The organism is Paenibacillus sp. FSL H7-0942 (assembly GCF_045040715.1).
In the GTDB taxonomy this organism is placed as follows: domain Bacteria; phylum Bacillota; class Bacilli; order Paenibacillales; family Paenibacillaceae; genus Paenibacillus; species Paenibacillus amylolyticus.
In genome coordinates, this window is record NZ_CP150279.1 from 83,051 (window position 1) to 95,799 (window position 12,749).

Sequence of the window (12,749 nt, forward strand, 5' to 3'; positions counted from 1 at the left end):
CCCTTCATGAAGTTCAGGCTTCACTTTGCCAAATTCTTATCTCCTCCGTTAATTCTGGTCGGTGGTTTTCTGCTTATCATTGCGATTGGAACGGTGCTTCTCATGTTGCCAATCTCCAACCAAAGCGGTATGCATTTGGCGTTTATTGACGCGCTCTTTACATCAACCTCTGCCGCATGTGTAACTGGACTTGTCGTTGTGGATGTAGGGACGACCTTTAATTTGTTTGGTCAGATCGTCATTATGGTACTGATGCAGCTTGGTGGACTCGGATTCATGACCATGGCTACCCTCTTTGCGCTTGTATTGGGCAAGCGAATCTCACTCAAGGACAGGTTATTACTCAAAGAAGCCATTAATGCAGACAGTATGGAAGGGATAGTACGCATTATCCGCAAGGTGTTGATTTTCTCCTTTACTATTGAAGGGGTGGCTGCTGTCATACTTGCGCTGCGCTGGGCAACGGAGATGCCATTGGGTCAGGCCGTATACTATGGAATATTTCATTCCGTTTCATTGTTTAATAATGGCGGCTTTGATTTGTTCGGCAACAGCTTTCAATACTACACCGGAGACTGGATATTCAATGTGACTGCTTCTGTGCTCGTTGTCTCTGGTGGACTGGGTTTTGTTGTATTAAATGATCTGTTCGAGTATCGCAAACGCCGCCGTTTGTCTCTTCAGTCCAAACTGGTGCTGTCTGTATCCGGAGCGCTGATCGGTATAGGAGCGATTGTGTTGTTTGTTTTCGAATTCACCAATGGACATACACTGGCTTCACTCACATGGAGCGAGAAGATCTATGCGTCCTTCTTCCAGTCTGTCTCTACACGTTCGTCGGGAACGAGCACAATCGATATCACGGAGATGAGGCAGGCTACCCAATTCTTCTTCATTCTGCTGATGTTTATCGGGGCTTCCCCAGGATCGACCGGGGGCGGAATCAAGACGACTACATTCCTGATCATGATTGGTGCGGTGTATGCCATGATTCGGGGAAATAAGGATATTGTGTTTTTCCGCCAGCGTGTTCCGAAAGAACTGCTGATGAGGGCGTTGACCATTATTATGGTTTCTCTGATCATATTCATGATCGTGGTGATGCTTCTGCTTACGACAGAGGATGCGCCATTCCTTTCACTGATGTTTGAAGCTGCATCCGCAATCGGTACCGTGGGTCTTTCTGTGGGAGTGACTGATGAGTTGACCAATTGGGGAAAAATCATCATTACCTTTACCATGTTTGTAGGTCGGATCGGGCCATTAACCATCGCGTATGCCCTTCGTCCGCGCAAAGAGAAGAAACTGTATCGTCATCCGGAGGGCCGGATCATTATCGGATAAAAAGAAAAACCGTCAGACATTCAGAACTAACTCCTGTTATCGTAACGGGCCTTAGTCACAACGAATGTGCTGCGGTTTTTTTGGTTTAACGGCACAAGGAAGCAAGATGCAAAGTGAGAACATCGTCCATGAGCTTGGCATTCATCTGATCCGGTCTAAGCACGGTATGTATGCCTAAGCCATCTACCAGTGCATACAATCTCTCGATCTCCAGTTCTTTGTCCAGATCGGGTCTGGAGAGGTCGAGCTTTATCAGGTAGGTGATAACAGAGCCTACAGCTTGTCTGAGTTCATCATATACGGTATTAGCAAGTTCTTTGAGTCTAGGATCGGTTTTCGATCTGGCTGTAAAAGCGTACCACACCTCCATTTCGGCCAGTTTTTCTTCTGTGTTTGGTAAGAATTCGAGCAATAGGCATTTCATATTGTCCATGGGAGAGCCGGTGAAGGACATTTTTTGGACTCGATGAGACACCCGTTCAGATACCAAATTCATGGCATATCGTAGTAGTTCCGATTGAGTAGAAAAGTAGTGACGCATCGAACCAACCGAAACTCCAGCTTCTTCAGCAATATTCCGAACAGAGGCCTGTTCCATGCCATCTCTTCGTATAATACGCCAAGCTGCCTCGGCCACGAGCACGCGCTGTTTATCGTGATCAACAAGTTTAGGCATAGGCATATTATATCACTGTTGATTATTATAGTACACACGTGCTAAATTATATTTAATACATTTGTATCAAAAAAGGAGAGGCTGAAATGATTGGTTATTTCATTATAGGTTGTGAGATTGCCTTTTGGGTGTTTGTGTTCGCAGGTCTGAGTGTCAGGTATCTCCTTGGCATGAAGCGAATAGGCATCGGTTTGTTAATGGCGACGCCGGTTATCGATCTGTTATTGCTGGTAGCTACAGTTATGGATCTACAGCGAGGAGCTACAGCAAGTATGATTCATGGTATAGCTGCGGTGTATATAGGAGTAAGCATTGCCTATGGTCACCAGATGATCGCTTGGGCGGATCGATATTTCCTATATTGGTTCAAAGGTGGAGAAAACCCTCGTAGTAACAAGTTATATGGTAGAGAACATGCCAGTCGTGAGCGTAGTGGATGGTTTAGACATCTATTGGCTTGGGCTATAGGAAGTGCTTTTTTATTGGCCATGATATGGTGGATTGGAGATGCTGAACGTACAGCTGTCTTCAATAATTTGATCAGAGTGTGGGGATTGATACTCGGTATTGATTTTCTGATAAGCTTTAGTTACAGTTTATGGCCAAGAAAGGTTCCTGCTAGGAATGTTAAACGGTAAAGTAAAAATGGACGTGTGTATGAACTTGCTAAGTTGGGAGAATACCATATGTACGTCCGTATTAGATCAATCCGATTGTTAATATAGTTTCAAAAAAAGACTTGCATTCAATATCTGTACATGGTATATTCTAATTCCGGCCAAGAAAACACGGTTTACACGGTGCGGCAAGCAAATGAAATAAGCTTCGAAAGAAACTTAAAAAAAGAGCTTGCAAAGTTGGTTCGGATGTGATAAGATATAAAAGTTGCTGAAGAGAAAGACATTCGGTAACAAAATAAGTTTGATCTTTGAAAACTGAACAACGAGTGAGTAAACATTCTGCTTGCAGAATGAACGCGAAAGTTTGAGACAAGCCTTGGCTTGAATCGACTGGAGCACAAATGAGATTTTTAATCTCGTCAGATTCAAAATGAGCTTATCGCTCTTTTCAATACTTTATTGGAGAGTTTGATCCTGGCTCAGGACGAACGCTGGCGGCATGCCTAATACATGCAAGTCGAGCGGACTTGAAGAGAAGCTTGCTTCTCTGATGGTTAGCGGCGGACGGGTGAGTAACACGTAGGCAACCTGCCCTCAAGTTTGGGACAACTACCGGAAACGGTAGCTAATACCGAATAATTGTTTTCTTCGCCTGAAGGAAACTGGAAAGACGGAGCAATCTGTCACTTGGGGATGGGCCTGCGGCGCATTAGCTAGTTGGTGAGGTAACGGCTCACCAAGGCGACGATGCGTAGCCGACCTGAGAGGGTGATCGGCCACACTGGGACTGAGACACGGCCCAGACTCCTACGGGAGGCAGCAGTAGGGAATCTTCCGCAATGGGCGAAAGCCTGACGGAGCAATGCCGCGTGAGTGATGAAGGTTTTCGGATCGTAAAGCTCTGTTGCCAGGGAAGAACGCTTGGGAGAGTAACTGCTCTCAAGGTGACGGTACCTGAGAAGAAAGCCCCGGCTAACTACGTGCCAGCAGCCGCGGTAATACGTAGGGGGCAAGCGTTGTCCGGAATTATTGGGCGTAAAGCGCGCGCAGGCGGTCATTTAAGTCTGGTGTTTAATCCCGGGGCTCAACCCCGGATCGCACTGGAAACTGGGTGACTTGAGTGCAGAAGAGGAGAGTGGAATTCCACGTGTAGCGGTGAAATGCGTAGATATGTGGAGGAACACCAGTGGCGAAGGCGACTCTCTGGGCTGTAACTGACGCTGAGGCGCGAAAGCGTGGGGAGCAAACAGGATTAGATACCCTGGTAGTCCACGCCGTAAACGATGAGTGCTAGGTGTTAGGGGTTTCGATACCCTTGGTGCCGAAGTTAACACATTAAGCACTCCGCCTGGGGAGTACGGTCGCAAGACTGAAACTCAAAGGAATTGACGGGGACCCGCACAAGCAGTGGAGTATGTGGTTTAATTCGAAGCAACGCGAAGAACCTTACCAGGTCTTGACATCCCTCTGATCGATGCAGAGATGTATCTTTCCTTCGGGACAGAGGAGACAGGTGGTGCATGGTTGTCGTCAGCTCGTGTCGTGAGATGTTGGGTTAAGTCCCGCAACGAGCGCAACCCTTATATTTAGTTGCCAGCACTTCGGGTGGGCACTCTAGATAGACTGCCGGTGACAAACCGGAGGAAGGTGGGGATGACGTCAAATCATCATGCCCCTTATGACCTGGGCTACACACGTACTACAATGGCCGGTACAACGGGCTGCGAAATCGCGAGATGGAGCCAATCCCAACAAAGCCGGTCTCAGTTCGGATTGCAGGCTGCAACTCGCCTGCATGAAGTCGGAATTGCTAGTAATCGCGGATCAGCATGCCGCGGTGAATACGTTCCCGGGTCTTGTACACACCGCCCGTCACACCACGAGAGTTTATAACACCCGAAGTCGGTGGGGTAACCGCAAGGAGCCAGCCGCCGAAGGTGGGATAGATGATTGGGGTGAAGTCGTAACAAGGTAGCCGTATCGGAAGGTGCGGCTGGATCACCTCCTTTCTATGGAGAATCGTTTCCTGCAACGGAAACATTCAAATACGCAGCTTAGCTGCAAAACACTCACTCGTTGTTCGGTTTTGAGAGCTCAAACTCTCAAAAAGCTTGCTTTTGCATGGAGCTTGTTCTTTGAAAACTAGATATCGAAACGAAACAAACGCGAATTAGAACATTCCTTTTTAGCTGAACTTGTGTTAAACAAGTTTCAATAAAAACGGTAGATTGCACGTACGATGGTATCGAATGGGAGCGACTTTTGGCTTTGCGCAAGCAAAACAAGGGAAGTGAGCAGTCGAAACTGGAGCACGAGGTTAAGCTACTAAGAGCACACGGAGGATGCCTAGGCGCTAGGAGCCGATGAAGGACGTGGCGAACAACGAAACTGCCTCGGGGAGCTGTAAGCAAGCTTTGATCCGGGGGTGTCCGAATGGGGAAACCCAGCTGGGGTAATTTCCAGTTACTCACAACTGAATACATAGGTTGTGTAGAGGCATACCAGGGGAACTGAAACATCTAAGTACCCTGAGGAAGAGAAAACAATAGTGATTCCGTCAGTAGCGGCGAGCGAACGCGGAGAAGCCCAAACCAAAGAGCTTGCTCTTTGGGGTTGTGGGACGTCTCACATGGAGTTACAAAGGAACCGGTTAAGCGAAGAGGTCTGGAAAGGCCCGCCAAAGAAGGTAAAAGCCCTGTAGTTGAAAGTCTGTTCCCTCCGAGACGGATCCCGAGTAGTGCGGGGCACGTGAAACCCCGTATGAATCCGGCAGGACCATCTGCCAAGGCTAAATACTTCCTAGCGACCGATAGTGAAGCAGTACCGTGAGGGAAAGGTGAAAAGCACCCCGGAAGGGGAGTGAAATAGAACCTGAAACCGTGTGCTTACAAAAAGTCAGAGCCCGTTTTAGGGGTGATGGCGTGCCTTTTGTAGAATGAACCGGCGAGTTACGTTCCCGTGCAAGGTTAAGGTGAAGAGCCGGAGCCGCAGCGAAAGCGAGTCTGAATAGGGCGACTTAGTACGTGGACGTAGACCCGAAACCGGGTGATCTACCCCTGTCCAGGGTGAAGGTGCGGTAACACGCACTGGAGGCCCGAACCCACGCATGTTGAAAAATGCGGGGATGAGGTGGGGGTAGCGGAGAAATTCCAATCGAACTCGGAGATAGCTGGTTCTCCCCGAAATAGCTTTAGGGCTAGCCTCGGAAAACAGAGTCGTGGAGGTAGAGCACTGATTGGGTGCGGGGCCCGCAAGGGTTACCAAGCTCAGTCAAACTCCGAATGCCATAGACTTACTTCCGGGAGTCAGACAGTGAGTGCTAAGATCCATTGTCAAAAGGGAAACAGCCCAGACCATCAGCTAAGGTCCCCAAGTGTGTGTTAAGTGGGAAAGGATGTGGAGTTGCACAGACAACCAGGATGTTGGCTTAGAAGCAGCCACCATTGAAAGAGTGCGTAATAGCTCACTGGTCGAGTGACTCTGCGCCGAAAATGTAACGGGGCTAAACACACCACCGAAGCTATGGCTTGATGCTTTGCATCAGGGGTAGGGGAGCGTTGTATAAGGGTTGAAGGTGTACCGTAAGGAGCGCTGGACATTATACAAGTGAGAATGCCGGTATGAGTAACGAAAAGATCAGTGAGAATCTGATCCGCCGAAAGCCTAAGGGTTCCTGAGGAAGGCTCGTCCGCTCAGGGTAAGTCGGGACCTAAGGCGAGGCCGAAAGGCGTAGTCGAAGGACAACAGGTCGAAATTCCTGTACCACCGTAAGCCGTTATGAGCAATGGGGGGACGCAGTAGGGTAGTGACGCGGACTGATGGATGTCCGTCTAAGCAGTAAGGCTGATGTGTAGGCAAATCCGCACATTGTAAGGCTGAGCTGTGATGGGGAGCGAAAATTATAGTAGCGAAGGTCATGATCTCACACTGCCAAGAAAAGCCTCTAGCCAGGTGATGGTGCCCGTACCGCAAACCGACACAGGTAGGCGAGAAGAGTATTCTAAGGCGCGCGGAAGAACTCTCGTTAAGGAACTCGGCAAAATGACCCCGTAACTTCGGGAGAAGGGGTGCCCCGGTAGTGTGAATAGCACGAGGGGGCCGCAGTGAAAAGGCCCAAGCGACTGTTTAGCAAAAACACAGGTCTGTGCGAAGCCGTAAGGCGAAGTATACGGGCTGACGCCTGCCCGGTGCTGGAAGGTTAAGGGGAGTGGTTAGGGAGCAATCCCGAAGCTGTGAACCGAAGCCCCAGTAAACGGCGGCCGTAACTATAACGGTCCTAAGGTAGCGAAATTCCTTGTCAGGTAAATTCTGACCCGCACGAATGGCGTAACGACTTGGGCGCTGTCTCAACGAGAGATCCGGTGAAATTTTAATACCTGTGAAGATGCAGGTTACCCGCGACAAGACGGAAAGACCCCATGGAGCTTTACTGCAGCTTGATATTGAATTTGGGTACGATCTGTACAGGATAGGTGGGAGCCTTTGAAGCATGAGCGCCAGCTTGTGTGGAGGCAACGTTGGGATACCACCCTGATCGTATCTAGGTTCTAACCTGGTACCGTAATCCGGTGCGGGGACAGTGTCAGGTGGGCAGTTTGACTGGGGCGGTCGCCTCCTAAAGAGTAACGGAGGCGCCCAAAGGTTCCCTCAGAATGGTTGGAAATCATTCGAAGAGTGCAAAGGCATAAGGGAGCTTGACTGCGAGACCTACAAGTCGAGCAGGGACGAAAGTCGGGCTTAGTGATCCGGTGGTACCGCATGGAAGGGCCATCGCTCAACGGATAAAAGCTACCCTGGGGATAACAGGCTTATCTCCCCCAAGAGTCCACATCGACGGGGAGGTTTGGCACCTCGATGTCGGCTCATCGCATCCTGGGGCTGAAGTAGGTCCCAAGGGTTGGGCTGTTCGCCCATTAAAGCGGTACGCGAGCTGGGTTCAGAACGTCGTGAGACAGTTCGGTCCCTATCTGTCGTGGGCGTAGGAAATTTGAGAGGAGCTGTCCTTAGTACGAGAGGACCGGGATGGACGTACCGCTGGTGTACCAGTTGTTCCGCCAGGAGCACCGCTGGGTAGCTATGTACGGACGGGATAAACGCTGAAAGCATCTAAGCGTGAAGCCCCCCTCAAGATGAGATTTCCCAGTATGTAAGACCCCTTGAAGACGACGAGGTAGATAGGCTGGGGGTGGAAGTGCAGCAATGCATGGAGCTGACCAGTACTAATCGGTCGAGGGCTTATCCAATAGCAAGTTGTAATTCGCATGTTTCGTTTCGAATCTAGTTTTCAGAGAACGATCTCTGAAATGTAAGCTAAGCTATGCGTTTGGTGGCGATGGCGGAGGGGTTCCACACGTACCCATCCCGAACACGACCGTTAAGCCCTCTAGCGCCGATGGTACTTGGACCGCAGGGTCCTGGGAGAGTAGGACGCCGCCAAGCAAAGAACCACTGCCGATATTATTCGGTGGTGGTTTTTATTATATAGTTTTATTATGCAGTATGGGATTAAAGTACAGATTGAATTTGGTGATTTTTCAGCACAATAGGATGTATACAGGTAACGTTATTCGATATGAATTGACGTTTTTTTGCGTAATAACTAGACTTGTCCGCTCTGGAAAAACAGTTGTGTTCATCAGGCAATACACCTGATATAACCAAGTACTTTTCCTTGACAGTCTAAATATCGCTTTGCTAAGATGGCAATAATAAATTTTTCAGAAAACGTATTTTCGGCGTAAAATACAGCCTGGAATCTTCGGGTTTTGGACCGTAAAGCTGAGCAAACATAAGGAGGAACACTTGCGTGTGGGAAGATAAATTTGGTAAGGAAGGCCTCACCTTTGATGATGTATTGCTAGTGCCACGGAAATCCGAGACACTGCCTAAAGAAGTAGATGTATCTATTCGTTTGAGTGATACTGTAAAGCTAAATATTCCTTTGATCAGTGCGGGTATGGATACAGTAACTGAAGCGACATTGGCTATTGCCATTGCACGTGAAGGCGGTATCGGTATTATCCATAAAAATATGTCGGTTGAACAACAGGCAGAAGAAGTAGATCGTGTTAAGCGTTCGGAGAGTGGTGTTATTACAAACCCGTTCTCACTGACGGCAGATCATCTGGTATCTGATGCGGAAGCAGTAATGGCGAAATATCGGATCTCCGGTGTACCTATTATTGAAGGAGATCAGAAGCTGGTTGGTATTTTGACCAACCGCGATTTGCGTTTTATTCATGATTACGGCATCAAAATTAGCGAAGTCATGACTCATGAGAATCTGGTTACCGCTCCTGTTGGCACTACACTGCAAGAAGCTGAAGGTATCCTTCAGAAGCACAAGATTGAGAAACTTCCATTAGTTGATGAGACAAACACGTTGAAAGGTCTTATCACGATTAAAGATATTGAGAAAGCCATTCAATTCCCTCATGCAGCCAAAGATGCTCAAGGACGTTTGTTGGTTGGTGCAGCGATTGGTATTTCCAAAGATACATTTGAACGTGCAGATGCTTTGGTACAAGCTGGTGTCGACCTGATTACGGTAGACTCGGCTCACGGACACCACATCAATATCATTGAAGCTGTACGTCAGCTTCGTGAACGTTTCCCTAGTCTGACCATCGTTGCAGGTAACGTCGCTACTGGCGCAGCCACTCGTGACCTGATCGAAGCAGGGGCTTCGGTAGTCAAAGTAGGTATTGGTCCAGGTTCGATTTGTACAACACGTGTTATCGCTGGTATTGGTGTACCTCAAGTAACTGCAGTGTACGATTGTGCAACAGTGGCACGCGAATATGGAGTTCCGATTATCGCGGATGGTGGAATTAAATATTCTGGTGAAATTACAAAGGCACTGGCTGCAGGCGCACACGCGGTGATGCTGGGAAGTTTGTTTGCCGGCACAGCAGAAAGCCCGGGAGAAACTGAAATCTTCCAAGGACGTAGCTACAAAGTATACCGCGGTATGGGTTCAATGGCTGCAATGAAACAAGGTAGTAAAGATCGTTACTTCCAAGATGATGACAAGAAACTGGTTCCGGAAGGAATCGAAGGTCGTGTCGCTTACAAAGGACCATTGTCTGATACGATCCACCAACTGATTGGTGGCCTTCGTTCGGGTATGGGATACTGTGGTACAAGTAACTTGGAGCAACTTCGTAACGATACAGGCTTTATCCGAATTACAGGTGCGGGACTGCGCGAAAGTCATCCCCATGATGTACAGATTACCAAAGAAGCACCTAACTACTCGTTGTAATCTGAAGAGAGTTAATCATTTCCAGGACAGGCTCGGTGATTTTCACCGGGTCTGTCTTTTTTTGCAGATACCCCTGTGATAGAATAGAACAAGCGGTGACGATCCATGGATGGATTAAGGCGTTGCGGCGGCTTTTTGACGTGAATCTATGAATATGGTTTTGAAAAGCAAGTGCAGTGCCAGAAAAGGCTACCAGTTAAACAGAAGCGCGGACGTCCTTTTACATAAGCATTTGCAAAATGCGGACTAAGTGACAATCGACAACGAACTTTAGGAGCAATAATATTGCTCGTTCGATACAGCGCATATAGCACACATCTCATACATCAAACGCACAGGTTAGGGAACAAGAAAATCGCAGCATAAGCTGCACTGAAGCAATTAACAATGCTTTGGATCGAAGGGAGTATTCATCATTGAAAGCCAAACACATGAATAAAAAGAAACGCCAAATGCTCAAAAAGAGCGTAGCCTCGGTAATGCTAATTAACATGCTTTGTATGTCTGCAGTAATGCCGGTCATGGCTGCAGCGGACAACTCCGGTCAGGTTCTGACTGCTGCGGCAACAACAACAAAGACGGAAAAAGCCGTAAAGGTGCCTGGGGTAGACTCACTTGGGCTTGAGGTTAGATCAGCGGTGCTAATGGAAGCCTCAACGGGACAGATTCTACTAAATGTTGATGCGGATAAAGCGATGCCACCTGCAAGTATGACCAAAATGATGACAGAGTACATTGTCGCCGAACAAGTCAAACAAGGTAAATTCGGTTGGGACGATATTGTAACTGTTAAAAAGAATGCTGCACAAAGTATCGGGTCGCGAATTTTCCTCGCGGAAGGTGACCAGCACACAGTTAAGGATCTCTATATTGCTATGGCTGTTGGCTCTGCCAATGATGCTACGGTTGCTTTGGCTGAACATGTTGCCGGTTCGGAAGAAGCTTTCGTGAAAATGATGAATGATGAAGCGAAGCGTATGGGCATGAAGGATACGTTCTTCATCAACTCTTCGGGTCTGGATCGAGCAGATATGCCTGCTGACTTCCGCCCAGCTGAAGACAAGGAAACAGTGATGTCCGCTCTGGATGCTGCAATTCTATGCCGATACATCATTATGGATCACCCGGACTACACAGAATTTACAACGATTCAATCCTACAAGTTCCGTCCCAATGATAAAGCTCCAATTATCAATTACAACTGGATGCTGGAAGCGAATAAAAATATAACCAATTTCAAAAGCTATGCCTATGAAGGTCTGGATGGAATGAAAACAGGCCATACCACGAACGCAGGTAATAACTTTACAGGTACAGCAGAACGTAACGGTATGCGTCTAATTAGTGTTGTTATGGGCACAGATTCGGAATCCGCACGTTTCAGAGAAACTAAAAAGGTATTGGACTATGGATTTAACAACTTTGAAGTGAAACAGGCTGTTGCAGGCAAGACCAAAGTGACGGGCTGGGAAGCGGTACCTTTGAAAAAAGGGAAAGAAACAACCGTTCCTGTTGTAACAGATAATGCGGTAAGTTTTGTTGTACCCAAAGGTACTCAGAACCTGGATGTGACGTTCAAAGCCAACGTAACTGAGGCTGACAAGTTGGTAGCACCACTCAAGGCAGGTACGAAGGTTGGTACGGTAACGTACACGTATAAAGCAGATGGAATTGAGCCACAGGAAAAAACAGTGAACTTGATCACTGCTGAAGAGGCTGAAAAAGGCGGATGGTTCCGTTTGTTCTTCCGTGCTGTGAAGGATTTCTTTGTGGATCTTTTTGACGGGATTAAAAACCTGTTTTAGTCTATAACAAACTTCATGGAAAGAGTATGATCATGATTTTAATGTTTACATGGCCATATCATTGACAAAATACAAGTTATTCCGACCGGATGGATTGTATATTTACAATTTTTCCGGTAAAATATCAAGTTAGAATTCACGTATGATGAAGTGAAAAAGTACAATGTTCGTTTACCGTATGCAAGATCGTGGCTGGTAAGAGAAGGGGAATGAGCGTATGAAGATCGGCGTTTTAGCACTTCAAGGAGCTGTCACAGAGCATATTCGAAGTATTGAACGTGCTGGAGCAGAAGGTATAGCTATCAAACAGGTTCAGCAATTGGAGGACTTGGATGGTCTTATCCTTCCTGGCGGGGAAAGCACAACGATTGGTAAACTGATGCGCAAGTATGGGTTTATGGATGCCATTCGGGCGTTTGCTGCTGAGGGCAAACCGGTATTTGGTACCTGTGCTGGCTTGATCGTTATGGCTAAACACATTGCAGGGCATGAAGAAGCTCATTTGGAGCTAATGGATATGACAGTATCCCGAAACGCATTTGGACGGCAGAGAGAGAGTTTTGAGACGGATTTGCCAGTCAAAGGCATTGAGGAAACGGTAAGGGCTGTATTTATACGGGCGCCCTTGATCGAGAGTGTCGGAGACCAGGTGGAGGTTCTCTCCACATACAAGGATGAGATTGTTACGGCTCGTCAGGGACATTTGTTGGCTTGCTCCTACCATCCGGAATTGACGGATGACTATCGTCTGCATACTTATTTTGTAGACATGGCCAGATCCTACAAACACACGGTAGACTCTAAATAATGCATGATGTACAACCTATGATCTCCCGGTCATCGGATCACTTCACCAGAAGCCGTGTAAGGCCACTGGTTGGCAGTTGCATCTGAACGGATGCCTGATGTTGCCTGTATCTGCTTCATAGCGGGAATCGCAGCGGAGGGTGACAAGGGGGATATAGGTTGTTTTTTGGGTTACAGGTTCCGATAAGTATATAGTAAGGTGTATACAGTAGAGTTATGAGAATGGATTTAAC

6 protein-coding genes and 3 rRNA genes are annotated in these 12,749 nt (G+C 47.6%); 8 read left to right on the top strand and 1 reads right to left on the bottom strand.

Annotated elements, in window-relative coordinates:
• Positions 1-6: 6 nt before the first annotated feature.
• A complete protein-coding gene (locus tag MHI48_RS00395; protein ID WP_036606097.1) occupies positions 7-1,344 on the top strand; it encodes a TrkH family potassium uptake protein in 1,338 nt (445 codons plus the stop codon).
• An 85-nt stretch (positions 1,345-1,429) separates the two neighbouring features.
• On the opposite strand, the gene MHI48_RS00400 is transcribed toward MHI48_RS00395, so the two are convergent.
• A complete protein-coding gene (locus MHI48_RS00400) occupies positions 1,430-2,020 on the bottom strand; it encodes a TetR/AcrR family transcriptional regulator (RefSeq protein WP_076254656.1) in 591 nt (196 codons plus the stop codon).
• A gap of 86 nt (positions 2,021-2,106) precedes the next feature.
• Between MHI48_RS00400 and MHI48_RS00405 the strand changes: the two genes are divergently transcribed.
• From MHI48_RS00405 to pdxT, 7 genes are all read left to right on the top strand, one after another.
• The gene (locus MHI48_RS00405; protein WP_127551168.1) at positions 2,107-2,658 is read left to right on the top strand and encodes a hypothetical protein; all 552 of its coding nucleotides are present in this window, start codon (positions 2,107-2,109) and stop codon (positions 2,656-2,658) included.
• A gap of 438 nt (positions 2,659-3,096) precedes the next feature.
• Positions 3,097-4,649, top strand: a 16S ribosomal RNA gene (locus MHI48_RS00410).
• Between the two features lie 306 nt (positions 4,650-4,955).
• Positions 4,956-7,883, top strand: a 23S ribosomal RNA gene (locus tag MHI48_RS00415).
• A gap of 79 nt (positions 7,884-7,962) precedes the next feature.
• A 5S ribosomal RNA gene (rrf, locus tag MHI48_RS00420) occupies positions 7,963-8,079 on the top strand.
• The 16S, 23S and 5S rRNA genes sit together here, the layout of an rRNA operon.
• 367 nt (positions 8,080-8,446) lie before the next feature.
• Positions 8,447-9,904, top strand: a complete 1,458-nt coding sequence (guaB, locus tag MHI48_RS00425) for an IMP dehydrogenase (protein WP_036607306.1) — start codon at positions 8,447-8,449, stop codon at positions 9,902-9,904.
• 416 nt (positions 9,905-10,320) lie between these two features.
• Positions 10,321-11,709 carry a D-alanyl-D-alanine carboxypeptidase family protein gene (locus tag MHI48_RS00430; RefSeq protein WP_076329958.1) on the top strand — a complete coding sequence of 463 codons (1,389 nt, stop codon included), beginning with the start codon at positions 10,321-10,323 and terminating at the stop codon, positions 11,707-11,709.
• Between the two features lie 217 nt (positions 11,710-11,926).
• A complete protein-coding gene (gene pdxT, locus MHI48_RS00435; protein WP_076329957.1) occupies positions 11,927-12,517 on the top strand; it encodes a pyridoxal 5'-phosphate synthase glutaminase subunit PdxT in 591 nt (196 codons plus the stop codon).
• Positions 12,518-12,749 lie beyond the last annotated feature (232 nt).